Raw genomic sequence first — 23,862 nt, 5'->3', positions numbered from 1 at the left:
TGCGGTGATGATCCGCAGGCATGGGGTAGTGGGCATTCATTACCGCTGAAGCGGTAACCGCGCGAGCTTCCGAACGCTGATCGCACTTGGGTAAACCACCACGAACGTGGCGTAGCCTTGAAGGTTCAAGCTATCTGGGCTGGGCTGTCAACGACAGCGAACCACGCCCTTTGTATAAGCCTGTCACAGGGGAGCGTCAAGACGCTGCAACCCGATTTTTTATGGCTGGAATACAGTGGTAGTCAGTGGACTGAAGAAAGTGAAGAGTGGGCCTGGCGGAGTGCCAGGCGAGGAAGAGAAAAGCCACCTTTGGCGGTCCTCCGCAGTCGACAAGCTCCTCGCAAAACTTGGTTTAACTGCGCAATGATTCGCCAACCGACCCTTGTCGTGGCCAGGGTCGGAACATGCTGGCACGCATCCGCGCACAAAGGGTGCCCATTGTTTCCCCGGTGGGCTCCGGGACTGAATACGATCGCTGAAGCGGATGACCGTTATTGCCTGGTAGAGGCAACAGTGGTCATCCGCCACCGTGATCAGGTCGAGCACAAATCAGGAATGAAATTCCGCAGAAGAGAAGGCTCCGAACTCTAAGAGTTCGACCGAGCTACCCGGAGCAAATCGGTCTTAGGTCGCCGTTGGCGATGATCCTGAGGCACTACAGCAGAGAGGGTGGATGACGTCAAGGCAGAGAGCCTCCCCTCAAAGGCCACTATATCGAATGCGAGCGCATGAGCTCACTTGTTGGCGAGATGAGCGGCCAATTGTTCGACGGTTGCCAGGATAAAGGCGCGGTCGCTTTCTTTCAGTCCGCTCAGCAGACCCGCGATCATCTGGCCCTGGTCATTGGGACGATTGCTCGACTCCGTCAGCAGTTCATCCATCCGGCAGTCGAAAATGTCCGCCAGTTGCATCAGCTTGACCACGGAAAGCTCCACCACACCCCGCTCCAGGCGCGAAATGGCTTCGCTGCCGATCCCCAAGCGTTCAGCCACCTCTTCCTGGGTCAGATTACGTTCGGTCCGGTGCTTCGCGATCATGCGCCCGATTTGGGCTTGGGTTGGATGTTTATGTGCCAAGTGATGAGTTCTCCAATTCAACCCGAATGGTTGAGCAAAGACCCGTTGACATGAACATCCTTAATGGTTGAGCATCGACTTGTAAGGTTGATATATTGACTGAAATAGCTGTGTATCGCGACGTGACTTCTATTCCTCCAGGAATCGGAGCCCGAAGTGACCAGTGAGAATGAGCGGTCTGATAGGGTCAGACGGAGGAAAGGTTGAGCATGGAAGAGCAGAGCGAGAACGTCATGGATCTGATCTGGGATCGAACACTGGAGCTGTTCATCAAGATCCATGATTGCCCTAATAACCCCGAACACTTCGACAGCCTTGTTCATTGGCTCAACGAAAATCCTGCTCACCTGAAAGCGTTTAACGAACTAGGGCAGATATGGATTTCGACAGGCATCGCCTTGGCCCGTGAAATCGGACAACCGCTAAGCGACTTAGAGAAGGATCAGCCGCCGTTGATGATGCACTGACCAGTACATCGCCTCAACAGTCCTGTTGACTTTCAATGGCGCGTCATGGGCATCGCGAATCTTTTCTGATGGGCGGGTAGTGGGAGCACGACAAAAACGGCCCTGATTTCTCCTTTCGTCTGAGTGTTGAGGCATTGCAAATAGGGCAGGTCGGACCGGTTTCGACAGGTACTGCCAAGGTGAGCGTTCCGCAGTGTGCGACCAACTGCGCAATCCAGTTCGCCTGCTTGGCGACGAATGCATCCAGGGACAGGCGTCCCGCTTCGATTTCGTCCAGGGCCTGTTCCCAGATCGCGGTCATACCTGGATCTGCGATTGCAGCGGGAACCGCCTCAATCAGGGTATGGGCCGCAGCGGAGGCCATTAAGGTGCGTTTTTTCTTCAGCAAATATCCGCAATCAATCAATCCCTTGATGATGCCGGCTCGCGTGGCTTCGGTACCAATACCGGTGGTGTCCCGAAGTTTCTGTTTCAGGCGTGGGTCGTTGACCAGCTTGGCCACATTTTTCATCGCCTTGATCAGATCGCCCTCGGTGAGAGGTTTGGGAGCGGCAGTGCGCATGGACTTGAGTTCGACGTCAACCACTGCGCACTGAGTACCCTGTTGTAAGGCTGGTAAGACTTGGGACTTTTGACTGGTCTCATCGACTTCGGTGTTGTCGGAGAGCAAGCCTTTCCAGCTCTGGACCAGGATCTGTTTGCCAACAGCAGTCAAACGCTCTCCGCCGCACTCCAGCTCGACCTCGGTTCGATCAAACTCATGGTGTGGAAGAAATTGCGCGAGGTAGTAGCTACGAATCAGTTCGTAGACTTGGCGTTCTTGTTCGGACATCCGTGCAAGGTTCGCCGGCTCGGTGGTGGGGATGATGCCGTGGTGCGCGGAGACCTTGGTGTCGTTCCACACACGGGAGTGCAGTGATTGATCGAGTCTCCCGAATGTGGGCTGCAGCGTGGGATCCGTTTTGAGCAGAGCATTGAATACCGCGGGTACCTCGTCGAACATACTCTTTGGCAAATAGCGGCAATCGCTGCGCGGATAGGTGGTGGCTTTGTGGGTTTCATACAGAGCCTGGGCGATGTTCAGGGTTTCCTGAACACCGAGTCCCAGCTTGCGCGAGCCGACTTCTTGCAGTGTGCTCAGGTCGAAGGGCAGGGGCGGCGGTTCGCGGCAATGTTCAGTCTGCAGCGAGAGTACTGTGGCGGTCTTACCGCTAGAGATCGCTTGGACGGTCTGACTGGCAAGCGCCTGCTGCAGGCAACGACCCGCCTCATCACGCCCGGAGCTTGGTGGTTGCCACGAGGCGATGAATGGTTGCCCCATTGAGGACAGGTGCACATCCACGTCCCAGTAGGGTACAGAGATGAAGCTGGCAATCGTGCGATCCCGATCGACCACTAGACGTAATGTGGGTGTCTGGACGCGTCCAACCGACAATACGCCGTCGTAGCCCGCCCGCCGTCCGAGGAGGGTGAACAAGCGGCTGAGGTTCATACCGATCAGCCAGTCAGCACGGCTGCGGGCGAGGGCTGAGTGATAGAGCGCAAAGGTCTCCTGGCCGGACTTCAGCGACGACAATGCTTTGCGTATCGAGGCCTCGTTGAGTGCGGATAGCCAGAGGCGCTGGACGGGGCCTCGATACTTGCAAAGCTCCAGTAATTCGCGGGCAATCATTTCACCTTCGCGGTCGGCGTCGGTCGCGATGACGACGGTGGTGGCTTCATTGAGCAGGCGCTTGATGACTTTGAACTGTGCCGCAGTTTTGGGTTTGACCTCGACCTGCCACTGTGCGGGAATGATCGGTAGATGACCCAATGACCAGGATTTGTACTGATCACCATAGACTTCAGGTGGGGCCGTCTCCAGAAGATGACCGATACACCAGGTAACGGTAGTCTCGGATCCGATCAGGCAACCATCACCACGGCGATTGGCCCCGAGTACTTTGGCGATGTCCCGACCCTGGGAAGGTTTCTCGCAGAGGAAGAGGTGCATAGAACTGCTCCGGATTGAGTTCGGAGCAGAGTCGTTGGAAACAGCAAATGCGAGATACGAGAAACCTGAAATGCAGGCTCCTCATATTGTTGGTGAGGGCAGGCTTAAATGGGCTGGCCTGCCCGCTGCAGTTAAACCCAATGTGGATGCTCACGAGGAGCGTGTACAAACACGCCTGCAACTTCGCGCAAGGTCGCAATTTTTATGCCTGAAGTCAGTCAGTCGGTGACGGTCCTCTGCGCTTTTTTTGTTTCGACGTAGGTGAGCTGGCCTGCTCTGTGTTTTGTTCGACGTGATTCGCAGGTACCGGCGGCTCTTTGGAGCGTTCCCGCATCCCCACGCTATGCACCCGGTGAGGCAGTATGCCCACTCGACGGGCCTCGATCTTGAAGGTCACCCGCGCGTTATCTTCGCTATCCTCCCACTCGTCACGCACGGTGCGGCCTTCGACCAACACACGCATACCTTTCTGGTACAACGTGCTCCAGTGTTCAGCCTCACGGTGCCAGAGCTCGACCGGCGCCCAATAGCCGCCTCGATCTTCATAGCCGCCCTCGCGTGGCACCGGGTTGTCGAAGTACACATTCAGCCGCAGCAAACGCCGTGGCTCGTCATTGCCTGACGGGAACTCCTGGAACTCTGGCGCACTGCCGATGTTGCCTTCGCCGACGAAAAAGGTACTCATCGTGATATCTCCGCTGCTGGTGTGAACTGGCGCAGCAGCCGTTCGGCGCTGGCCATTTTGATCGCGCAGGTTGAAGCCTGGCGGTAGAGGGAATGCACCACGCTCATCTGCAAGTTCAGTGCAATGCGCTCGCATTCGAAACGGTGCAATCCCTCGCGGACAGCCTGGGGTAGGGCCTTGTTGGATACCTGGCGTTCCCAGACCGCAACCCCCATACGGGCGAAGTCACGAGTGCGCCAACGCAAAAAGGTGCTGCCCGCACTGGTGTGCTGCAGCACCAATCGAATATCCAGCAGTGAGTAAGGGGGCTGTCCGGCTTGCTGCACAACAGCCTCCATCAGGTGACATAACTGCGCCTCGATTTCCCTCGCCACCTGCGCCAGGTATTCCAGCTCTCCCTTACCCTTAAAAGGTTTTAAAAGGCCTTTTAGGGAGGCTGCGTGTTCGAGCTGTCGATAGGCATCTGGTGTTAACGCTTCAAAGGACTTTGGGTAACCCGTGATCATGGGATTCATGCTTCGTCCTCCGAATCATCCGCTGCCACAGATGACATTTCCGCCTCCTTTACCAACGCGTCAGCGTCATCCACTGCCACAGCATCGCGACGAATGATTGGCGGCGCGAACTGTGAGCGGCGATGTCCCTCCAAGATGTCCATCGGAGGCATGCCCATTTTCTCGATGGCTGCCAGGGCACGGGCGTTGTTCGCTGCCATGTCATCGCGCGTGACGCCGGCATGTCGATAGCGCTGTGCCTGACCGAACAGGCTGCGCAGCAGATGGGCACCGTCGTCGATCCAGGCTTCCATATCTCGGCGACCGATCAACGCGGTGTGATGGGCCAATAGGGTTCGGCGCACCAGAGTGTCGTAGTCAGTCAGCAGGTAGACGGCGAGAAACCCCAGTTGGCTGCCGATGTACAAGGGTAATGTGACGGGGTGGATATTGAGGTTGTCGCCCATGTCGATCTGAGTCGGCAGGTCCTGTCTGATCCGATCCAGCTGTTGGGTCAGTTCCAGCATCCCAGCCTTGGCCTGCATCAGTTTTTCTTCGAGCTGCACGATGGCCCAATCGGCATAGGGGTCGTCTTGGGCTGCGGTTTGTTTGATCAGGTTGGTCACGCTGATGTAGCCCGCCATGCCCATGATCGAGTGGACACCTTCGCGTGCGGTCCGGCCTTGCCAGATTCGGGCGGCGTGGTGAGTGTGCAGGGTCAGGGTGATGCTGCTGCGCAACGAGCCCAGGTTGAGTTGATAGTGATCGGCCACGGTATTGTCCTCGCATAGGCTTGGACAGAAACGTTGCGACAGATGAGTGGCAAGGGCAGTCAAAAAGCTGAATGCAGTCTGTTCGGTTTGGTTTGATAGGGTTACTTTCGGAGGCGTTCAGGAGTGACTCTGGTGGAGCCATCTCCATGTATGGCGATGGCCGTATCGCTCGGATTGCGCAGGTACGACGCTTTGCGAGCTCACCTTAGACGTCAGTAGATTTGATGCCACTGGCATCAAATCTACTGACGTCCAGAACGTTTTTCGCGCAGTTGGCGTAGCTCATCCAGGCACGCTTGGGCAACGGCGGAAGCGGGTTCGCCCTGTTTTCGAGACGGGCGTGACGGTGCTGATGGGAGCGATTTTTCAACGGGTGGGGGCTCTGTCTGACCCGCCCAAGGACGAAAGTCGCCTTTCAGTGCTCGCTGGATCAGACCCATCAGATAGGCCGCCGGCCTGCGGATACCTCCGGCCGCACAACGTGCACCGGCTTCGTTGAGCACCGCCCGCCGATCCGCGGGTTTGAGCTTGTTCAGCGCCACGGCGGCGGCCAGACGCTCGCTTGGACTCAGGTGCAGCGGCTCGGGCCAATGCAGGTTATCCACCGCTGGGGTCGCGCGCGGTACAGTACAATTACTTTCTTTTAATACAGTACAGGCGGCGTCCGGATTCCGAACGGTGCCGGAAACATTGACGTTCAAGCCTGGTTCGGATTCCGAACGAGGGTCTGCATGATTCCGAACGAGGTGATTTTCCCCTCGTTCGGAATCGTGCAGCGTGGCATCGGTTGCCTGATCCAATCCTTGGCGTATCCAGCGATCACCCCAACAGTCGAGCCGCGTGGGTAGCCGACCAAAATCGATACGGGTGTCCTGGCGAATTTCTTCCAGAACATGCTGAGCGACAATACGCACAGCCTTAGTCGCATGATCGAGCGCATTTCCGACCAGCTCCAGGTAATCCTGATCCAGCTCCATCGCTTCGGCGGGGGTTAACGGCTCGTCGTGCAGGACGTACAGCGAACCTCGTAGACGACCGCTGAGCTGATCGCGGCCACGACTCACCAAGCTAAGCCAGCGGGTTAGTCTGAGCATCGTCAAAACGCGAGCAATGGTTTCGCGGGAGGCTGACGCGCCATAGGGCACGCTCGACAGGTAAGGCTGCAAATCCTCATAGCGCGGAGTCACTACACCCTGGCCTTGCAGCATGAGTCGAAACACCTGCCAGGCATTGCGTTCCAACGGCGTCAGACGATTATCCAACAGCAGCCGACGCGGCACAACTTCGTGTGATTGGCCACTGAACAGAAAGCCAGCCTGTAGAGCCTGGTTGGAGGGTTGTTCAGTGGTAGGGCGTGCGGGCCAGCGCTCACTCAGTTGCTGGGTGTATTGCTGCAGGACACGCTGCCAGCGACAAGGGACAGCGTTCATGTTCCGTTGCTGTACTGGTCGATCTGCTGCCAAACGATGGTTAAGCTGATCTGCTGCTCTTCGGCAAGCATCATCATGGCGTCGAGTTTATCCTCGGTCCCGTCCTCTGTTCGTAATTGGCACCAACGCTGCCAAAGCGCATGTTCCTGCGATTCGCTCAAATTCTGCGGGCGGCCCTTACGGGTTTCTATCTTGAGCAGACGCCGACGCAGCGCAGTGTCCGAATGCGCCAAGCCGAAGCACTGATACATGATGGTGCTGCTGGCGCCGAGCTTGAGCGCTCGGTTGATCAATCGCTCGTTCTGTTCGTCGCGTTCGGCTTGCTCGATCAACCGACGCAGCACCGGCGAGTCAATCTTGACCTCAACCCAGGAGACGGTGGCATGGGCCAGACGCGACAGCGTGGTGGGCGGCAAGGATTGCAGCAGGTAGATGTCGTCTTCACCCAATCCGAGTGCCTTGCAACGCTGCAGATTGCCCAAGCGCAGCTCATGCAGCACCTGAGTCAGCATGGCCTGATTGAGTACATTGAAGGACAGGTTCATGGCAGCTCCTTCTGTGAGTCGTCTTCAGGGGCAAGCGTTAAGTCGATCAGGCGCCTGGCTAAGCGGATCAAGCGAAACAGTTTGATTAAGAGACTGTCGGGCAGTCGCTCCAGTCCTACGTCCACGGCGGGACGTTCCGCCAATGGGAGTTGATAGACTCCCAACAGCAGCTGCCCAAACAGGGCTGAGGGTAGTTGTTTGCGATCCTCCCAGTTCACGTCGTCTTGAGCACGCAATAGGGCCAGGAGCAGTAGGTGAACGCCGGTTGCGCGAGGTGCTGCAAGATAAAGTTGCTCAATGTTCAGGGCGAAGCCTAAGCCATGCGTCAGATCAATGATGCTTTCGGGGTGTCCGGCATAGGCCGCCATTTCCCGAGCCAGTCCGGCAATGGCTAAACGCAGTTGTTTGGGGGCATCCAGAGCTGGGGTAATGGTCCAGATATCGTCGACCGTGCAGGTCTCGGCGGTTAGTGCTGCGTCGGATGATGTCTCACGATCGATCTGTTCGCGAATTTGCTGGACACGTGACTGAGGGTTGGCTGCTGATAGGGCATTCGTTTCGGGCTGTATGAGCGGCTCTTCTCTGACTGTTTCGAGAGGAGGCTCGGGGGAGGGAGGTTCTACCGCAACTTCATCGACGCTCGGAAGAAGGGTGTTCTCCGTGTGCGTGGTAACGACAATATCAGGCGTCGAGACGGCCCGATGGGTATCGCTCAGTACCAGGGCCAGCATACGATAGGACTGTCCAAGTAAGCGGCTCATGCGTTCGAGCAATTCATCCTGGATTTGCTCCAGATCGAAGGACTCGGGCTCGTCATTGAAGTAGCCCAAGGTATCGAGCCAAAACTCGGCGAACGTAATGCCGGCGGTTGGATAACGGTTCCACGTTCGCTCGGCCTGACTACGCAGAGCGATCAGGCGTTCGATTTGGGGTTTACCTAATCCGGCATACAAAGTTTGCGGAATGGCAGGCAGTAGGTGTTCAAGAGTGTCTAACATCCGGCTGATGTGCGACTGCGAAATGGGATAGCCCCCGGCAGCAAGACGTCGTGCCAGTTCACGTTGCGAGAGCAAAGCTTCACCTGCTTCGAGCATGGTTTTGAGTTTGGCTACCGCCAGAGCGCGTTCGATGAAGGTGAGTTGGCCGTGCAAATCGCTCTCGGCCAAATGGCCGAGTAGGGCGGTGATCTCATTGCTCCAAGGCCGGAATAGGCAATGAATCTGAAAGAAGCGCTCGTCGCGGGTTTCTTGCCACAGTTCGCCGAGAATCGCCAAGCGAGTATTACCGCCGTTACGGATGATGAAATAAGCTTCTCCCGGGCGGCGAGTAATCGGCGGCGGTTGATCCAGCCCGCGTTCACGCATCGAAGCTTTGATATCGTCATACAGCGGATTACGGATGAAACGCGGGTTGTGTTCGTAGGGCCGCAACTGCTCCAGCGTGACCAGCATAGGCGTGTCGATGAGTGGATCGGACAGTTGCTCCAGTTCCCGGCATCGAGGGAAGTGGTCCTGGTGCAGCTTGTCGGTGATCTCCTGCTGGCTGAGCTTCTTCATCTGAACAACCTCAGTTAACCCAGGTTACGCAAATGGTCACCGACCTCGAACTTGATGATCTCGGCAGTTCCCGGACCCTCTAAATGTCCGGAGAGCTCTGCGAGGAACCAACCCATGGCCGAGCGCCCGCCCTGCAGACGAAAGACCACGGTGCAGTACTCCTCGTAAGTTGGGTGGTGTGGTCGAGTTGATGGTTGAACGATGATGGGAAACTGATCCAACATCAAAACACTCCTTGCCAAATACGGTTGGCTTCAAGGTCGATCAAACTAAATGACTCGTGAGAAATGCCTGCGCGGCGATTCGTCTCATTGAACCTCCGCGTACCTGCTTACCGTGGAGATTGCTTCCCACCACTCCGGAAACAGTTCGGTGCCCAGCGCTTGCATGGTTTCAAGTGCTGATAACGAGCGTCGTTCAAGTGACTGGCGAGTCTCAATTCGGTGCACCGGTAGTCCGAGCGATGCGGCGTTGAGATACGCCACTCGGTCTGGTACTACCGTGTCTAGGACCGAGATATTGGTAGCCGTAGCGAAGGTATCGCGCAGTCCCCGGATGATCATCCGGGTGTCCATCAGCCGGGCGTTCACTTGGTTCAGTAGCAGCCGCAACGGTGGCGGTGTAATGCCCAGGTGACGGAACGGTTCTAGTTCGCTGAACAGCTTAAGGGTGCCGCGACGTAGCTCGCGTGCAGCGAGCATTTCTGGAGTGATGGGAGAGACGGCGAGATCGGAGGCCAAAATGGCCATCTCCAGCAGCACGCTACGTGCGCCTTGGGTGTTGATCAAAAGCAGGTCATAACTGGATCGGAAATTGTCGAGCAAGTTGCGCAGCCGTAATCGCCCATCAGGGGCGTGCAGCAGCAATGTACTCAGCTGGCCTTGATCGTCGTTGGAGATGATCAGGTCGAGCCCTTCGACCACCGTCGTGGAAATTATCTGTGCAGGATCTGTCTGGTTGACCGCAATGAACTCGTACGCACCGGCGATAGCCTCGTGACTCAACGCGTAGTAGCTGGAGAGGGTGGGTTGGTTATCCAAATCGAGCAGTAAGACGCGTAGACCCGCATCCGCCAGCAGACCGCCGAGGTTGGCTGCTACTGTAGTTTTGCCTACCCCACCTTTGGTGGAAACCACCGAGATCACGCGCATGACATCAGCCCTGCTGCGCCAAGCGTTCGGTAACCCACCGGTCGATCTCCAGTGAGTCCCAGCCCACAGCACGCAATCCAATACGCTTGGCCTGAGGGAATTTCCCTTCCTTCATCAGGTTGTAGATGTGAGCCCGCTTGAAGCCGGTTTTTCGTTCAACTTCTTCGCGCCGCATGATGTGGCGTTCGACCTGCGGTTGACGTACTTCAGTAATGGCGGCGGATTGGCTGGACATGCTGGTCACTCCTGGCGCCGATTGGCGCGTGATGGGAAGTGACCTGAATTGAATAGCAGAAAAGTGGGGGAGTCATTGCACTGCAATGGGGAGAACTGCAGTGCAATATTGCGGCCTATTGTAAGCGTCCGGCCAAGTCACCTACCGAACTCCAGCATTAAGGGCGATGGTGTCCGCGTATATTTAAGCGGACGCGATCGCCCTTATCGCCAGGATTTCCATGCGCCAACGAAGCTCTTACCCCAAACCGTTCAAAGCCCAGGTCGTCCAGGAATGCCTGAAACCAGGAGCGACGATCTCCAGCGTAGCCATCCACCACGGCATCAACGCCAACGTGATCCGCAAGTGGCTACCGATTTATCGGGATAAATCACCCACAACCCTGCCAGCTTTCGTTCCCGTAAAAGCAGTACCAAGGCGCGCATCAGAAGAAATGGTGATCATCTCGCTGCCTCTGGGCGATAAATCCATCACAGTTAAATGGCCAGCCTCGGATCCGGACGGCTGCGCATGTTTTATTCGTGGCCTGGCCCAATGATTCGCATCGACTCCATCTGGCTCGCTACCGAGCCCATGGACATGCGGGCCGGCACTGACACTGCACTGGCCCGGGTGGTTGCCGTGTTCGGTGCGGCGAAGCCGCACTGCGCTTATCTCTTTGCCAATCGACGGGCCAACCGAATGAAAGTGCTGATTCACGACGGAATTGGTGTCTGGCTGGCGGCACGGCGCTTGAACCAAGGTAAGTTTCATTGGCCAGGCATCCATCGTGGGACGGAGGTCGAACTCGACCCCGAACAACTCCAGGCGCTGGTACTTGGATTGCCTTGGCAACGAGTAGGTGCAGGCGGCGCAATTACATTGCTCTAATACCTGGCTTTTAGCTGTGACCGGAGGACTGCTTTGGTAAAATCCACGGCATGACTTCCTTGCCCGAACTCGACCAAATGCCCCCTGAACAACTGCGCGCGCTGGCTGCGCAGTTGATGTCCAAGGTCGACACCATGGGCAGAAAGATCCATCGTGATGAGACGATCATCGAGCAGCTCACTCACGAAATCGCCATTCTCAAGCGGCACAAGTTCGCCAAACGCAGCGAGCAGATCAGCCCGGCGCAAGGCAGCTTGCTGGATGACCTACTCAATACCGACCTCGAAGCCATTGAGGCCGAGTTAAAAGCACTTCATCCCCACCCGCGCAGGCAGAGCCACGCCAGCAACCCAAGCGTGCGCCGTTGCCACCGCAGTTCCCACGCACTGTGATCCATCACGAGCTGGACAACACCCAGTGCGCGTGCGGCTGCCAGCTTCAGCGCGTCGGTGAAGACGTCAGCGAGAAGCTGGACTACACGCCGGGCGTGTTCACGGTTGAGCAGCACGTTCGTGGGAAATGGGCCTGTCGGCAGTGCGAAACGCTGATCCAGGCGCCGGTACCACCACAGGTGATCGACAAGGGCATCCCCACCGCCGGCCTGCTGGCGCATGTGATGGTGGCGAAGTTCGCCGACCACCTGCCGCTGTATCGACAGGAAAAGATCTTCGGCCGGGCCGGCCTGGCCATACCGCGTTCGACACTTGCACAGTGGGTGGGACAAACCGGCGTGCACCTCCAGCCGCTGGTCGATGCGCTGCGCGAAGCGGTGCTGGCCCAGCGCGTGGTACATGCCGATGAAACACCGGTACAAATGCTGGCTCCAGGAGAGAAGAAAACCCACCGTGCTTACGTCTGGGCCTATAGCACAACGCTTGTTTCGGCGCTCAGGGCCGTTGTTTACGACTTCAGCCCGAGCCGAGCGGGCGAGCATGCCCGCAACTTCCTGGGCACGTGGAACGGTAAACTGGTCTGCGACGACTTCGCCGGTTACAAGGCCAGCTTCGAGCTGGGCATCACCGAAATCGGTTGCATGGCCCATGCGCGCCGCAAGTTCTTCGACCTGCATGTGGCGAATAAAAGTCAGTTGGCGGAGCAGGCGCTTCACTCGATTGGCGGGCTGTACGAAGTCGAGCGACATGCCAAGGAAATGAGCGACGAAGACCGTTGGCGATTACGCCAGGAAACAGCGGTACCCATCGCTGAAAAACTGCATGAGTGGATGTTGGCTCAGCGTGAACTTGTGCCCGAGGGTTCGGCCACGGCCAAGGCTCTGGATTACAGCCTCAAACGCTGGGTAGCGCTGACGCGTTACCTGCAAGATGGTGCTGTGCCCATCGACAATAACCAGATCGAGAACCTGATCCGGCCGTGGGCGCCTGGGCGGTCTAACTGGTTGTTTGCGGGATCGCTGCGCAGCGGCAAGCGGGCGGCGGCGATCATGAGCCTGATCCAGTCGGCGCGCATCAATGGGCATGATCCGTATGCTTATCTCAAGGATGTGCTGGCGCGGCTGCCGACGCAACGGGCGAGTGAAATCGAGCAGTTGCTTCCGCATAAGTGGCAGCGGTTTTAATCACGCAAGACGTCATGCCCGGATGCATATTATCATCCATAATTGTCGATCCTAATAGGAATAGGCAATGCGCCAAGACAAACCGGCGTAGGTGACCTAGTTCTAGACAGATATCATCGCTCCGTACCTACTTATCGGAGTTCACCATGAACAGCAGAAAAACCCTATTCATCACGGGCGTCAGCAGTGGCTTTGGCAAAGCACTGGCGCATGAAGCTCTTGCTGCGGGCCACCGTGTAATAGGTACCGTGCGTAGTGAAGCCGCGTTGCAGGACTTTCAGGCGCTTTGCGTGGATCATGCTCATGGGGTAATTCTGGATGTCACTGACTTCGCTCGTATCGACAGCGTAGTCGCTGATGTTGAAGCAACCCACGGCCCAGTCGACGTGTTGGTCAACAACGCCGGCTACGGTCACGAGGGCATCTTCGAAGAGTCGCCACTGGAGGACATGCGTCGCCAATTCGACGTCAACGTGTTCGGCGCGGTCGCGGTGACTAAAGCTTTCGTGCCTTATTTTCGTAAGCGTCGCGCGGGTCACATCCTCAACATCACCTCCATGGGCGGCACAATTACGATGCCGGGTATTGCGTACTATTGTGGTAGCAAGTTTGCTCTCGAAGGTATCTCCGATACCTTGAGCAAAGAGCTTTTGCCTTTTAACATCTTTGTGACCGCCGTAGCGCCTGGCTCGTTTCGCACTGACTGGGCCGGTCGTTCGATGCAGCGCACCCCACGGAGCATCGCCGATTACGATGCCAGCTTCGATCCGGTGCGCAAAGCGCGCGAAGATAAGAGCGGAAAACAGCTTGGTGATCCGCACAAGGCTGCGCTAGCAATGTTGCAGGTTATTGCCAGCCCGACGCCACCGGCACACTTACTCTTGGGTAGTGACGCGCTGGGTCTGGTACGTAACCAGCTGAATCGGGCGGCTAGTGAGATTGATCAATGGGAAGCACTAACCCGTTCAACTGACGGTTGAGCAGTAAGCATAGGGGACGTCAATGGCTCAGGCCGATCCAGGGAGTTCAGACATGGTGCTTTTGATGGAAAAGCTCGCGCCGGTCGAGGGCTACAATCTGAGCGAGTTGGAGGAGATTCGCTTTTTGCGTTCAAACCGGCCGCTGGCCCGCACTCCGGTTTTGTACGACCCCGGTATAGTGATCCTGTGCCAAGGGCGCAAGCGCGGCTATTTAGGCGATGACGTCTACATTTACGACCCTCAGCACTACCTTGTGGTGTCCGTACCCGTTCCTTTCACCATGGAGACCGACGCCAGCGAAGCAGAACCGATGCTAGCGGTCTACATGCGCCTGAATTTCCAGCTTGCCAGTGAACTGATGCTTCAAGTGGATGAAGCGCTGGGGCCAAGTTGTGCCCAGCCCAAGGGCATGTACGCCTCGCCAATGGACGACTTGCTGCGCGCCTCGACGCAGCGATTTCTCGAGGCGATGAGCAATCCGATAGAAGCACAAATACTTGGACCGTCGCTGGTGCGCGAGATCTACTATCGGATCTTGACCGGCGCTCAGGGTGGCTCAATGCGAGCTGCGCTAAATAGTCAGGGTCATTTCGGTAAGGTCACTCGCGCGATCCGCAAGATCCACTGTTGCTATCAAGAGCGCTTGGATGTGGTGTCACTTGCCCAAGAGGCGAATATGAGTGTGCCCAGTTTTCATCTACACTTTCGCAGAGTGACGGACTTGTCGCCGATGCAGTATCTGAAGTCGACGCGCCTGCACCAGGCACGATTGCTTATGCTACGCAACGCGGTGACCGCTTCGACGGCAGCGTTCAATGTAGGCTATGTGAGCGCCTCTCAATTCAGCCGCGAATTCAAACGTTTCTTTGGGCGAACTCCCCACGCAGAGATCGAATGGATGAGGGAGACTTATGCACTGCCTGCGCCGTCCACGCCATCTATTTACGTCTCGTCGCATTAGCGATGGTTCTCCCCCGTTGCGCCACTTTTGGCATCGAGGTCAGGAAGGTGTGTCGGCCGGACGCATATTACGAAACGACTGGCTTTGGATGGAATCCTCGTCTGTTTCGAAGTAAGCGTTCAGCGATCACACCTTCCCAGTTTGCAACTGCTAGCGTCGTTGGTTGATCCCGCTATCATGCAGGGCGTATTTCACGAATGTAGATAACGCTATGCCAAGATTGTCATTCGCCGTCAGAATTTTGTTCGCATGCTGCCTTTTCATCGCAACCGCTAATCACATCCGTGCAGACGTTTCGTATGGATTGTTCTGGGACTACGGATACGGGCCTAGCACTTACTTGGCCAGCCGTATTTTCTGGGGGGCGCTTACGTTTTTTGACCCGCTTGCAGCACTGCTACTTTTCATCAAACCAAGAGCCGGAATCGTGCTTACGGTAGCGATTATTTTGGTCGACGTAGCCCATAACACTTTTTACGTCGCATTGAAGCAACAGTGGCTGGAGCCGTTCTACCTGTCCCAGGTAGCTTTCCTTATCGTAGTATTCCTACTCTCACCCATCGCTTGGAATCGCCCTATTCGGGACGTAGCGCTCACCAATCCAGTCCGATTGTGATTCGCTCCATTTATGAGTATGAGTAACCGTCAGGTGAAGGCGCCTACCTGTACTGAGCAGGATCTGCGATGAGGTGCAGTCGCCCCGAACCTCACCGTGCAACGGTCAAGATAGGATCCTGAACATTGCTGGCTGGGTCAGCTATGGATGCGTAGGACGTCCCAAGGTAAGGTACGGCGTCACGCTTGGGTAGATAAGGATTCGCCAAGCAGTGAGTAAGGATAACTTCACAAGGAATAGTCAGTGTACCCACCCGCGTTCCCCCATGACCCTATCACTCCTATTTTCCACAACGTTTACTTAGTTCATGGCAGCATCAGGATCGGCCCTGGAATGCGTATGAACCGAAACATGGTCATTGTCAAAAGTGGCGATGAATTGACCCTCATCAACCCAGTGCGCCTGAGCGATGCCGCACTAAGTCAGCTGGATGCACTAGGTAATGTTCGCCATGTCCTGCGTCTAGGAGATTTCCATGGCCTAGACGATCGGTTTTACGTTGACCGATATCAGGCGGAGTTCTGGTGTCAATCTCGACCGGAGACTTACAAGGTGCCTATGGCAAACCATGTGATCAACGCCGCAGCGTCTCCGCCGATGCCTGATGCACAGTTTTTCGTGTATGAAGCGGCCAAATACCCTGAGGCGTGCCTTTTGCTGAAGAATCTAAAACTGCTCATCGCCACGGATAGCATTCAATATTGGGCCGACTGGAGTTACACGACTTTCCTTAGCAGATGCGTACTGCGAATGATGGGTTTTAAGCTGACGCTACTTATTGGCGGCCCTTGGCTGAAACGCGTCACGCCGGAGGGGGGCAGCCTTGTCGCCGACTTCGAGAGGCTTCTGAGGCTTGATTTCGAACATGTCGTAGGCGCTCACGGCCAGCTCTTGCATGACGCAGCCAAACCTATGCTTGAAGCGGCAATTGCTAAGGCATTGCCAGATTGAGCAGGCGATAGTTTGCTTCCGACAAGCGTGCGACCGAATCGCTCTACTTTAGTCAGGCCGGTATCCACCGATGCGGCAGCAAATGCTCGATCTCACTCGCGCGCTGGGTTGGCAGCTGCATCGTAAGTGTCTCCTGATGCCTGCGCTTAGGGCGATGGAGCCATCTATTGAGATGCCCTCTCCCGTCGGGCAAACTCCGGGTGCTTCATTGGCCGATAAAAGGAGTTTACGGATGCCATTTCCACTGACGGAACATAATGCCTTGTTGGCCCTAAAGGGCGTAGGGCCGGCCGTTATCGCTCGCCTTGAGCAGATGGGCATTGACTCGCTAGCTGTGCTCAGCAAAGCGAATGCTTGTGACATCCTGGCTCAGGCATCGGCAGCAGTGGGATCGACTTGCTGGAAGAATAGCCCCCAAGCTCGGGCCGCCATTAACGCGGCCATTGAGCTTGCAAAGGAATCTCAGTTGAGCACACCTAGTGCGTAAAGCTGATCGCTTATTTCAATTGGTAAACCTGATTCGTGTCCATCAGCCAATCTCTGCTGAACGACTGGCTAGCCGAATTGGCGTTTCCGTTCGCTCAATCTATCGATACATCGACGACCTTTCCTTCAGTGGAATCCCAATCTATGGTACCGCTGGCGTGGGGTATGCCTTGGATGCCGATTTTGAGATGCCGCCTTTAACGTTGAACAGGCTCGAACTGGATGCATTGATGCTCGGGATGGAAATGCTTTCAGCTTCCGCCGATAACGATCTAAGTGCTGCTGCAAGGATGTTGTTGAGCAAAATCTCAGCGTCCATAGTCCATCACAAGGTTGACCCCAGCACGGCAAAAATCAGGGCACTTGGAACAACACCTTCCTCGACGCGTGGCCATCTGGCAACCCTTCGAAATGCCATCGAAAACGCTCAGGCGCTGAAGATAACTTATACCAGCTTGGACGGTGCGGTTTCGCAACGCCTCATTTCCCCCCTTGGCCTTTTCTACTGGGGAGGAAAGTGGACAGTTGGAAGCTGGTGTAGTGCCAGGGCGGCTTACCGTGATTTTCGGGTCGATCGCATAGCCTCCATCGCTATTGCCCAACAACCATCACCCGACAATCCTGCCCTTGATCTCCAAGCGTATATGAAGCACCAGGCAAGCCAGTGGAAAGCTATCACCACTACTGACACTACGCTGTCAGTATGAGCCACTGATAATTGGGACTCCTTAACACACAGAAGGTCATCCCTATGCAGCACTCATCTCATGTACTCGAATTAGCCATTTTCAAGGTCAAACAGGAATGCGTTGCGCAAGTGCCTGTGCTCCGCGCAGGGCTTCGTGAAACGTTAAAGACCTTTCCTGGTTTGATCGAGTACCGTGCCTACTGCCCTATGAGCGACGACCGAATCTTCGCGGACTTAGCAATGTGGGACAGTCTTGAGAACGCACAAAAAGTGGCAAAGGCGTTCAACGATGGAGATCCGAGATTCTCTGAGTATATGTACGCTATTGAAAACCTGACGTTCATGAGTCACCTCGTTCCAGAGATGAGTTGACCCCGACAGACTGCCAGAGCAGGCAAGAGACACCGATGCCTTTGCTGTCAGGTATCGGTGTCGTCAGTAAGCACCTAGCGAAGACACCTGCCTGATGCGTCAGGGGCGATGCCCTTTACGGTTTGTTAAATTATTCGAGGTGGTAATTCAACCAAATATGGTGCGTTCCATCGGTGTCAATTGTGATCCCTCCTGACCCTGATATCCCTTTCAAACCATCCGTACCACTGCCTCCAACTATGCAGAAAAACTCATCTGCACGATCAATTCCGGTAGTGGAGGCGGAATGAATGAAGTTAAAGGAACCCTCTACCCCATTCACCGTACCCTTGAAGCTCTCCATCGCGATGTAGCTGCCCCTTCTTGACGCTTGGTCGAACGCCGCAGTAAAGGCTGTTGAAGAAATACCATCGATAGCTCCTGTATAGGACTTTTCCATGGAGCTGATCGACACTGGTAAGCCTGTTGTAATTTCGGGCGTGGGAGTCAGGTCAGTTGGTTTGAAATTCTTGGCGGAAAAAGTGGCTCGCGCTTCCATTCGGATCAGTCCTGTTCCATATGAGTTGAGCGGTCATTCTAATGCAAGAGCACCCTCACGTTGAGGACGTCAGGCCGAGACCCAATGCTGTGGGTATGCGTCCGGCCAACACACCTTCCTGACCCCGACGCCAAAGGCGATGGTGTCCACCTGATTTAAGTGGACACCATTTCTAGCCTTTTAAGCGGGTCTTTCATGCAGCCACAACGCCGTTCCTACTCCAAATCCTTCAAGGCCCAGGTCATTCAAGAGTGCTCCCAGCCCGGGGCCTCGATTGCCAGCGTTGCGCTGAGCCACAGCCTCAACGCGAACCTCGTCCATAAATGGATTCGAGTGCAAACGCAGAAAGCCATGGCGCTGCAACCTGCTTTCATTCCGCTGCCCTTGCAGTTAGCCGGAGCAAATTCGCAAGCCGCGTCATCGACTATCTGCCTCGAAATCCCACACCCGCGCGGCACCGTGAAAGTGAACTGGCCGACCGAAAGCGCCGCTGCCTGCGCCACCTTTCTGCGAGACCTGTTGCGATGATCCGCATCGACTCCATCTGGCTCGCCACCGAGCCGATGGACATGCGCGCCGGCACCGAAACCGCGCTGGCGCGGGTGGTTGCAGTGTTCGGTGCGGCGCAGCCGCACTGTGCTTATCTGTTTGCCAATCGCCGCGCCACGCGCATCAAGGTGCTGGTGCACGACGGGTTGGGTATCTGGCTGGTAGCGCGCCGCCTGCATCAAGGCAAGTTCTTCTGGCCGGGTTCTCGACACGGCTCTCAGATAGAATTGGGTGCCGAACAGCTACATGCCCTGGTGCTGGGTTTGCCTTGGCAAAGAGTCGGGCCTGGCAGCGCGATTTCCATCGTATAACACCTGCCATGGCCACCCAGGCCGTGCAATTGTCCGATGAGCCTATCGTCGGTTTTAGCCTGCTCTGGCAAAATCGGCGGCATGACTTCACTGCCCAATCTCGACCAACTAAACCCTGAACAACTGCGTGCTCTGGCGGCGCAGTTGATGCAGCGTGTCGAGAGTCTCGATCAGAAAATCGAGACAATGGGTAAGAAGATCCACCGCGACCAAACGGTTATCGAAAAGCTGACCCACGAGATTGCGCAACTCAAGCGCTTCAAGTTTGCCAAGCGCAGCGAGCAACTGAGCCCGGATCAAGCCAGCCTGCTCGATGACCTGATCGACACCGACATTGCGGCCATCGAGGCTGAACTTGAAGCGCTGAAACTTGCTCCCGCTTCGACCGAGGTTCGGCAAAAACCTAAACGCACCGCCTTGCCGCCGCAGTTTCCGCGCACTCTGATCCACCACGAACCCGACAACAGCCATTGCCAGTGCGGCTGCGCTCTCAAGCGTATCGGCGAGGATGTCAGCGAGAAACTCGACTACACGCCGGGCGTGTTCACCGTTGAGCGGCACATCCGTGGCAAGTGGGTCTGCGATCAGTGCGAAACCCTGATCCAGGCACCGGTTCCGGCGCAGGTCATCGACAAAGGCATCCCGACCGCGGGGCTGCTGGCCCACGTCATGATCGCGAAGTTCGCCGACCATCTACCGCTCTATCGCCAGGAATCGATTTTTGGTCGAGCCGGTTTGGCTATCGCGCGTTCGACCCTGGCGCAATGGGTCGGCAACTGTGGCGTGCAGTTACAGCCGCTGGTCGATGCCCTGCGTAATACTGTCCTCGAACATGGCGTAATCCACGCCGATGAAACGCCGGTGCAGATGCTCACGCCGGGTGCGAAGAAAACCCATCGAGCCTATGTCTGGGCCTACGCCACCAGCCAGTTCTCGGAATTGGCGGCGGTGGTTTACGACTTCAGCCCTAGCCGCGCCGGAGAACACGCCCGCAACTTCCTGCAAGACTGGAAGGGCAAGCTGGTCTGCGATGATTTTGGCGGCTACAAGGCCAGCTTTGAACTCGGCGTGACCGAGATCGGCTGCATGGCTCATGCGCGGCGCAAGTTCTTCGAGCTGCACGCCACCAACAAGAGCCAGCTTGCCGAGCAGGCCTTGAGGTACATCCAGCGGCTGTACGAAATAGAGCATGAAGTCCGCGACCTGGAACCGGATTTACGCCGCCGAATACGGCAAGAAAAAGCCGTACCGGTGATGGACGCTTTGCATGCCTGGATGATCGCCCAGCGCCAGCTCGTGCACGACGGCTCGGCTATTAGCAAGGCTCTGGATTACAGCCTCAAACGTTGGACGGCGCTGTCGCGCTATCTCGATGACGGTGCCGTACCCATTGACAATAATTGGGCCGAGAACCAGATTCGGCCATGGGCGTTAGGTCGCAAAAATTGGCTGTTCGCTGGGTCACTGCGCAGTGGCAAACGTGCAGCCGCGATCATGAGCTTGATCCAATCGGCACGGCTCAACGGACATGATCCGTATGCTTATTTGAAGGACGTCCTCACGCGCCTGCCGACGCAGCGGGCGAGTGCGATTGCCGAACTGCTGCCGCATAGATGGCAACCGGTTTAGTTGCGCAAGACGGTATGCCCGGCCGCACTTTCATCCGAAACCTCCTGCACTTTATTCAGCGCATCGAGCATCTGTTCTGCACCCGCCTGGCCAATCAATGGAATCAATATGCGGATAGCTGCCCCGTTTCGATTTCCATCAGCCAGGCCAACGAGTCTGTGCCACCACCTTTGCTTCTGAGCGCAAGGTAGAGATTTCCCGGCGCTCCTGGTGACCTTGACGGGGTAGCGAAGCCCTTCGCTAACAACGGGGAAGAGGTCGATAGCCTTTTGCAAACTTGAGGCGGCATCCTCCGCCCGTTGTCGAAGGTTCGCCGTATGTAGTGGTCAATCAGGTGCAGCAACGTGTCGCCTCTCGTGATGATCGACACACGAAACTGTTCCGCAAAATTCTCGGACAACTCAGCTATTTTCGGAGGGAACCGAGCAGGCTTCCCTCCGTCAACATCCTTCTTGGCAGTTTGGGTGCTTTGGGTGCGCGCTCTGCCCCGACCGGCACCATCACCGATCCATATAAACCCAGGAACGCCCCGCACCACACTCACCCAACCCTTATAAGCACCCACTGAGCACTCAGCGAGCCCTAATCCGCACCTAAAAAACACCGTCTATTTCTCGACGACTTTCAAACTGAAAGCACCGTAGACGCACCTACGCCACACCATCTCAACCCGGACGCCACCCCTAACGCCCCGACACAACCCAGATCAGCACTCATATCGCACCGAAGGCGATATTGTCGTGGCGCACATGGACCCAATTCAGGTTCATTCACGCCTGCACTGGTCAAACCAGCATGGGGCTCCGGTTGCCTGGTCACGCAAGGGGGGCCAAGCCAAAGCTAAAACATGGCCAATTGAATTCCGGCAAACCGATGGAGGGTGGCTGAAAACACTCTCGAATCAGTGCCAAATTTGGGGGACAGAAATCAGTTAAAACACCGTCTAATGTAATTATACGAACTGACCCATGTGTTACCTCTGTTTTCCTGCTCTCCCAGGGTGCAAGACGGGATGCCCGGACGCATACTGCTGTGGCAGCAGTTGGTCGATCTCACTCGCTCGCTGCGTCGGCAGGCGCGTCAGCACATCTTTGAGATACGCATAAGGATCATGCCCATTCATGCGGGCTGACTGGATCAAGCTCATGATCGCAGCTGCCCGCTTACCGCTGCGTAGCGACCCGGCGAACAACCAGTTCGAGCGTCCAAGTGCCCACGGCCTTATCTGATTTTCGACAGCGTTATTATCTATGGGCACAGCCCCGTCCTCGAGATATCGAGTCAGTGCCGTCCAGCGTTTGAGGCTGTAATCCAGAGCTTTCGCGATAGCCGACCCTTCGGGCACAAGATCGCGCTGGGCCAACATCCAGGTATGCAGTGCGTCGATAATGGGGGCCGCTTTTTCCTGGCGTATTCGCCAGCGATTTTCGTCGGTCATTTCCCGCGCTTGCCGTTCAATTTCGTACAACCCGCCAATTGAGTGCAGCGCCTGCTCAGCCAGTTGGCTTTTATTCGTCGCGTGCAAATCGAAAAACTTGCGGCGGGCGTGGGCCAGGCAGCCGATTTCGGTGATGCCTTGCTGGAAGCTGGCTTTGTAGCCGGCAAAATCATCGCAAACCAGCTTGCCATTCCACTGGCCAAGAAAGTTGCGTGCATGTTCGCCCGCACGGCTTGGGCTGAAGTCGTACACCACTGCCTTGAGCGCCGAAAAAGGCGTAGTGCAGTAGGCCCAGACATAAGCGCGATGGGTTTTCTTCTCGCCCGGCGCGAGCATCTGCACCGGCGTTTCGTCAGCGTGGATCACGCCTTGAGCAAGCACTGTTTCGCGCAGTGCGTCGACCAAGGGTTGGAGCTGCACGCCAGTTTGGCCGACCCACTGCGCCAGTGTCGAGCGGGCGATAGCCAGGCCGGCGCGGCCAAAGATATTCTCTTGCCGATACAGCGGCAAATGGTCGGCGAACTTGGCTACCATCACGTGAGCCAGCAGCCCAGCGGTCGGGATGCCCTTGTCGATTACCTGGGCCGGAACCGGAGCCTGAGTCAGCGTTTCACATTTGCGGCAGACCCATTTCCCGCGCACATGCTGCTCGACGGTGAACACGCCCGGGATGTAATCCAGCTTCTCGCTGACGTCTTCGCCGATGCGCTGGAGCTGGCAGCCGCAGGCGCACTGGGTGGTGTCGGGTTCGTGATAAATCACGGTACGCGGAAACTGCGCTGGCAAGGAAACACGCTTGGGCTGCTTGCGTGGTTCGGCCGGCGCAGCCAGCGGATTCAACGCCTTCAGTTCGGCTTCGATGGCCGCGATGTCGGTGTCGAGCAGGTCGTCGAGCAGGCTGCCTTGGGCAGGGCTCAGTTGCTCACTGCGCTTGGCAAACTTGTTACGTTTGAACCAGGCGATTTCGTGGGTGAGCTGCTCGATGATGGTTTGGTCGCGGTCGTTCTTCTTGCCCATCCGGTCGACTTGCTGCCCGAGAGAATCAACCTGGGACAGCAACTGCGCCGCGAGGGCACGCAGTTGGTCAGGGGACATTTGGTCGAGATTGGGCGATGAAGTCATGCCGCGAATTTTGCCAGAGCAAGCCGTTTGCGGCGATAGACCAATGGGCTAATGGCGGGCGTTAGAGCAGTGTGATTGCACCGCCAGCCCCAACGCGTTGCCAAGGCAGACCGAGCACCAAGGCCTGAAGTTGCTCTGTATCCAGCTCCACATCGCAGCCATTTCGAATACCGGGCCAGTGAAACTTGCCTTGGTTCAACCGGCGAGCAGCCAGCCAGACGCCAATCCCGTCATGCACCAGCACTTTCATACGAGTGGCGCGGCGGTTGGCGAACAGATAAGCACAGTGCGGCTTCGCCGCACCGAACACCGCGATCACCCTGGCCAGCGCAGTTTCAGTGCCGGCACGCATGTCCATGGGCTAGGTGGC

At 56.6% G+C, this 23,862-nt stretch carries 26 protein-coding genes and 1 pseudogene; 13 read left to right on the top strand and 14 right to left on the bottom strand.

From position 1 onward, the window contains the following. Nucleotides 1-734: 734 nt before the first annotated feature. A complete protein-coding gene (locus ACA047_RS17950; protein ID WP_003174109.1) occupies nt 735-1,076 on the bottom strand; it encodes a helix-turn-helix domain-containing protein in 342 nt (113 codons plus the stop codon). Nucleotides 1,077-1,285: 209 nt separating this feature from the next. Here ACA047_RS17950 and ACA047_RS17945 point away from each other — a divergent pair, with 209 nt between their 5' ends. Beyond that, entirely contained in the window at nt 1,286-1,543 is a 258-nt protein-coding gene (locus ACA047_RS17945) for a hypothetical protein (RefSeq protein WP_497351524.1), read from the top strand. Between the two features lie 43 nt (nt 1,544-1,586). Here the strand turns inward: ACA047_RS17945 and ACA047_RS17940 are convergent, their stop codons facing one another. The 10 genes from ACA047_RS17940 to ACA047_RS17895 form a co-directional block, all read right to left on the bottom strand. Beyond that, nucleotides 1,587-3,536 (bottom strand): DNA topoisomerase III, encoded by a 1,950-nt coding sequence (locus ACA047_RS17940; protein WP_497351522.1) that lies wholly within the window; start codon nt 3,534-3,536, stop codon nt 1,587-1,589. A 214-nt stretch (nt 3,537-3,750) separates the two neighbouring features. Further along, the gene (locus ACA047_RS17935) at nt 3,751-4,221 is read right to left on the bottom strand and encodes a single-stranded DNA-binding protein (protein ID WP_497351520.1); all 471 of its coding nucleotides are present in this window, start codon (nt 4,219-4,221) and stop codon (nt 3,751-3,753) included. Next, on the bottom strand, nt 4,218-4,736 hold the full coding sequence (locus ACA047_RS17930; RefSeq protein ID WP_497351518.1) for a DUF3158 family protein: 519 nt from the start codon (nt 4,734-4,736) through the stop codon (nt 4,218-4,220). The genes ACA047_RS17935 and ACA047_RS17930 overlap by 4 nt, the downstream gene beginning before the upstream one ends. Beyond that, the gene (locus ACA047_RS17925; RefSeq protein ID WP_497351516.1) at nt 4,733-5,488 is read right to left on the bottom strand and encodes a PFL_4669 family integrating conjugative element protein; all 756 of its coding nucleotides are present in this window, start codon (nt 5,486-5,488) and stop codon (nt 4,733-4,735) included. The genes ACA047_RS17930 and ACA047_RS17925 overlap by 4 nt, the downstream gene beginning before the upstream one ends. Before the next feature lie 242 nt (nt 5,489-5,730). Then, a complete protein-coding gene (locus ACA047_RS17920) occupies nt 5,731-6,918 on the bottom strand; it encodes an STY4528 family pathogenicity island replication protein (RefSeq protein WP_497351514.1) in 1,188 nt (395 codons plus the stop codon). Continuing rightward, complete coding sequence (locus tag ACA047_RS17915) at nt 6,915-7,463, bottom strand: DUF2857 domain-containing protein (protein ID WP_497351512.1); 549 nt, start codon at nt 7,461-7,463, stop codon at nt 6,915-6,917. The genes ACA047_RS17920 and ACA047_RS17915 overlap by 4 nt, the downstream gene beginning before the upstream one ends. Then, nucleotides 7,460-9,019 carry a ParB family protein gene (locus ACA047_RS17910; protein WP_497351510.1) on the bottom strand — a complete coding sequence of 520 codons (1,560 nt, stop codon included), beginning with the start codon at nt 9,017-9,019 and terminating at the stop codon, nt 7,460-7,462. Before ACA047_RS17910 ends, ACA047_RS17915 begins: the two co-directional genes overlap by 4 nt. Before the next feature lie 14 nt (nt 9,020-9,033). Then, nucleotides 9,034-9,243 carry a hypothetical protein gene (locus tag ACA047_RS17905; protein WP_497351508.1) on the bottom strand — a complete coding sequence of 70 codons (210 nt, stop codon included), beginning with the start codon at nt 9,241-9,243 and terminating at the stop codon, nt 9,034-9,036. A gap of 84 nt (nt 9,244-9,327) precedes the next feature. Continuing rightward, nucleotides 9,328-10,170 carry a ParA family protein gene (locus ACA047_RS17900; RefSeq protein ID WP_497351506.1) on the bottom strand — a complete coding sequence of 281 codons (843 nt, stop codon included), beginning with the start codon at nt 10,168-10,170 and terminating at the stop codon, nt 9,328-9,330. Nucleotides 10,171-10,174: 4 nt separating this feature from the next. Continuing rightward, on the bottom strand, nt 10,175-10,405 hold the full coding sequence (locus tag ACA047_RS17895; RefSeq protein WP_497351504.1) for an AlpA family phage regulatory protein: 231 nt from the start codon (nt 10,403-10,405) through the stop codon (nt 10,175-10,177). A 220-nt stretch (nt 10,406-10,625) separates the two neighbouring features. Between ACA047_RS17895 and tnpA (ACA047_RS17890) the strand changes: the two genes are divergently transcribed. From tnpA (ACA047_RS17890) to ACA047_RS17850, 9 genes and pseudogenes are all read left to right on the top strand, one after another. Further along, nucleotides 10,626-10,943 (top strand): IS66-like element accessory protein TnpA, encoded by a 318-nt coding sequence (gene tnpA, locus ACA047_RS17890; protein WP_497351502.1) that lies wholly within the window; start codon nt 10,626-10,628, stop codon nt 10,941-10,943. Continuing rightward, nucleotides 10,916-11,275 (top strand): IS66 family insertion sequence element accessory protein TnpB, encoded by a 360-nt coding sequence (gene tnpB, locus ACA047_RS17885; RefSeq protein WP_497351500.1) that lies wholly within the window; start codon nt 10,916-10,918, stop codon nt 11,273-11,275. The genes tnpA (ACA047_RS17890) and tnpB (ACA047_RS17885) overlap by 28 nt, the downstream gene beginning before the upstream one ends. 50 nt (nt 11,276-11,325) lie before the next feature. After that, nucleotides 11,326-12,851: pseudogene (gene tnpC, locus ACA047_RS17880) on the top strand (IS66 family transposase). Between the two features lie 146 nt (nt 12,852-12,997). Then, a complete protein-coding gene (locus ACA047_RS17875; RefSeq protein WP_497351498.1) occupies nt 12,998-13,831 on the top strand; it encodes an oxidoreductase in 834 nt (277 codons plus the stop codon). 22 nt (nt 13,832-13,853) lie between these two features. After that, complete coding sequence (locus ACA047_RS17870) at nt 13,854-14,792, top strand: AraC family transcriptional regulator (RefSeq protein ID WP_497351496.1); 939 nt, start codon at nt 13,854-13,856, stop codon at nt 14,790-14,792. 955 nt (nt 14,793-15,747) lie between these two features. After that, nucleotides 15,748-16,359 (top strand): hypothetical protein, encoded by a 612-nt coding sequence (locus ACA047_RS17865; RefSeq protein WP_237235708.1) that lies wholly within the window; start codon nt 15,748-15,750, stop codon nt 16,357-16,359. 232 nt (nt 16,360-16,591) lie between these two features. Then, nucleotides 16,592-16,846: a helix-hairpin-helix domain-containing protein gene (locus ACA047_RS17860; protein WP_497351493.1), complete on the top strand. Its 255-nt coding sequence runs from the start codon at nt 16,592-16,594 to the stop codon at nt 16,844-16,846. Next, complete coding sequence (locus tag ACA047_RS17855) at nt 16,839-17,552, top strand: helix-turn-helix transcriptional regulator (RefSeq protein WP_497351491.1); 714 nt, start codon at nt 16,839-16,841, stop codon at nt 17,550-17,552. Before ACA047_RS17860 ends, ACA047_RS17855 begins: the two co-directional genes overlap by 8 nt. A 44-nt stretch (nt 17,553-17,596) precedes the next feature. Next, on the top strand, nt 17,597-17,905 hold the full coding sequence (locus tag ACA047_RS17850) for a hypothetical protein (protein WP_019579374.1): 309 nt from the start codon (nt 17,597-17,599) through the stop codon (nt 17,903-17,905). A gap of 130 nt (nt 17,906-18,035) precedes the next feature. On the opposite strand, the gene ACA047_RS17845 is transcribed toward ACA047_RS17850, so the two are convergent. Next, a complete protein-coding gene (locus tag ACA047_RS17845; RefSeq protein WP_265028914.1) occupies nt 18,036-18,443 on the bottom strand; it encodes a DUF3224 domain-containing protein in 408 nt (135 codons plus the stop codon). Between the two features lie 195 nt (nt 18,444-18,638). Between ACA047_RS17845 and tnpA (ACA047_RS17840) the strand changes: the two genes are divergently transcribed. The 3 genes from tnpA (ACA047_RS17840) (at nt 18,639) to tnpC (ACA047_RS17830) (ending at nt 20,932) form a co-directional block, all read left to right on the top strand. Continuing rightward, nucleotides 18,639-18,971, top strand: a complete 333-nt coding sequence (tnpA, locus tag ACA047_RS17840; RefSeq protein ID WP_207203826.1) for an IS66-like element accessory protein TnpA — start codon at nt 18,639-18,641, stop codon at nt 18,969-18,971. Next, nucleotides 18,968-19,303, top strand: a complete 336-nt coding sequence (tnpB, locus tag ACA047_RS17835; protein ID WP_201189253.1) for an IS66 family insertion sequence element accessory protein TnpB — start codon at nt 18,968-18,970, stop codon at nt 19,301-19,303. The genes tnpA (ACA047_RS17840) and tnpB (ACA047_RS17835) overlap by 4 nt, the downstream gene beginning before the upstream one ends. 81 nt (nt 19,304-19,384) lie before the next feature. Next, entirely contained in the window at nt 19,385-20,932 is a 1,548-nt protein-coding gene (gene tnpC, locus ACA047_RS17830) for an IS66 family transposase (protein ID WP_201189251.1), read from the top strand. A gap of 973 nt (nt 20,933-21,905) precedes the next feature. Here tnpC (ACA047_RS17830) and tnpC (ACA047_RS17825) read toward each other — a convergent pair. Both tnpC (ACA047_RS17825) and tnpB (ACA047_RS17820) read right to left on the bottom strand, forming a co-directional pair. After that, the gene (tnpC, locus tag ACA047_RS17825) at nt 21,906-23,492 is read right to left on the bottom strand and encodes an IS66 family transposase (protein ID WP_497351488.1); all 1,587 of its coding nucleotides are present in this window, start codon (nt 23,490-23,492) and stop codon (nt 21,906-21,908) included. Nucleotides 23,493-23,553: 61 nt separating this feature from the next. Beyond that, nucleotides 23,554-23,850, bottom strand: coding sequence for an IS66 family insertion sequence element accessory protein TnpB (tnpB, locus tag ACA047_RS17820; RefSeq protein WP_497351486.1), 297 nt, complete (start codon nt 23,848-23,850; stop codon nt 23,554-23,556). Nucleotides 23,851-23,862: the final 12 nt, after the last annotated feature.

This window comes from Pseudomonas sp. LBUM1664 (assembly GCF_059695895.1).
This window is presented reverse-complemented; position numbering and strand designations above follow the sequence as displayed.

Bases quoted from the DNA above. Each gene is read 5' to 3' on its own strand.
- ACA047_RS17945 (WP_497351524.1), top strand. From the start codon at position 1,286: ATGGAAGAGCAGAGCGAGAACGTCATGGATCTGATCTGGGATCGAACA.
- ACA047_RS17940 (WP_497351522.1), bottom strand. From the start codon at position 3,536: ATGCACCTCTTCCTCTGCGAGAAACCTTCCCAGGGTCGGGACATCGCC.
- ACA047_RS17935 (WP_497351520.1), bottom strand. From the start codon at position 4,221: ATGAGTACCTTTTTCGTCGGCGAAGGCAACATCGGCAGTGCGCCAGAG.
- ACA047_RS17930 (WP_497351518.1), bottom strand. From the start codon at position 4,736: ATGAATCCCATGATCACGGGTTACCCAAAGTCCTTTGAAGCGTTAACA.
- ACA047_RS17920 (WP_497351514.1), bottom strand. From the start codon at position 6,918: ATGAACGCTGTCCCTTGTCGCTGGCAGCGTGTCCTGCAGCAATACACC.
- ACA047_RS17915 (WP_497351512.1), bottom strand. From the start codon at position 7,463: ATGAACCTGTCCTTCAATGTACTCAATCAGGCCATGCTGACTCAGGTG.
- ACA047_RS17910 (WP_497351510.1), bottom strand. From the start codon at position 9,019: ATGAAGAAGCTCAGCCAGCAGGAGATCACCGACAAGCTGCACCAGGAC.
- ACA047_RS17905 (WP_497351508.1), bottom strand. From the start codon at position 9,243: ATGTTGGATCAGTTTCCCATCATCGTTCAACCATCAACTCGACCACAC.
- ACA047_RS17900 (WP_497351506.1), bottom strand. From the start codon at position 10,170: ATGCGCGTGATCTCGGTGGTTTCCACCAAAGGTGGGGTAGGCAAAACT.
- ACA047_RS17895 (WP_497351504.1), bottom strand. From the start codon at position 10,405: ATGTCCAGCCAATCCGCCGCCATTACTGAAGTACGTCAACCGCAGGTC.
- tnpA (WP_497351502.1), top strand. From the start codon at position 10,626: ATGCGCCAACGAAGCTCTTACCCCAAACCGTTCAAAGCCCAGGTCGTC.
- tnpB (WP_497351500.1), top strand. From the start codon at position 10,916: ATGTTTTATTCGTGGCCTGGCCCAATGATTCGCATCGACTCCATCTGG.
- ACA047_RS17875 (WP_497351498.1), top strand. From the start codon at position 12,998: ATGAACAGCAGAAAAACCCTATTCATCACGGGCGTCAGCAGTGGCTTT.
- ACA047_RS17870 (WP_497351496.1), top strand. From the start codon at position 13,854: ATGGCTCAGGCCGATCCAGGGAGTTCAGACATGGTGCTTTTGATGGAA.
- ACA047_RS17865 (WP_237235708.1), top strand. From the start codon at position 15,748: ATGAACCGAAACATGGTCATTGTCAAAAGTGGCGATGAATTGACCCTC.
- ACA047_RS17860 (WP_497351493.1), top strand. From the start codon at position 16,592: ATGCCATTTCCACTGACGGAACATAATGCCTTGTTGGCCCTAAAGGGC.
- ACA047_RS17850 (WP_019579374.1), top strand. From the start codon at position 17,597: ATGCAGCACTCATCTCATGTACTCGAATTAGCCATTTTCAAGGTCAAA.
- ACA047_RS17845 (WP_265028914.1), bottom strand. From the start codon at position 18,443: ATGGAAGCGCGAGCCACTTTTTCCGCCAAGAATTTCAAACCAACTGAC.
- tnpA (WP_207203826.1), top strand. From the start codon at position 18,639: ATGCAGCCACAACGCCGTTCCTACTCCAAATCCTTCAAGGCCCAGGTC.
- tnpB (WP_201189253.1), top strand. From the start codon at position 18,968: ATGATCCGCATCGACTCCATCTGGCTCGCCACCGAGCCGATGGACATG.
- tnpC (WP_201189251.1), top strand. From the start codon at position 19,385: ATGACTTCACTGCCCAATCTCGACCAACTAAACCCTGAACAACTGCGT.
- tnpC (WP_497351488.1), bottom strand. From the start codon at position 23,492: ATGACTTCATCGCCCAATCTCGACCAAATGTCCCCTGACCAACTGCGT.
- tnpB (WP_497351486.1), bottom strand. From the start codon at position 23,850: ATGGACATGCGTGCCGGCACTGAAACTGCGCTGGCCAGGGTGATCGCG.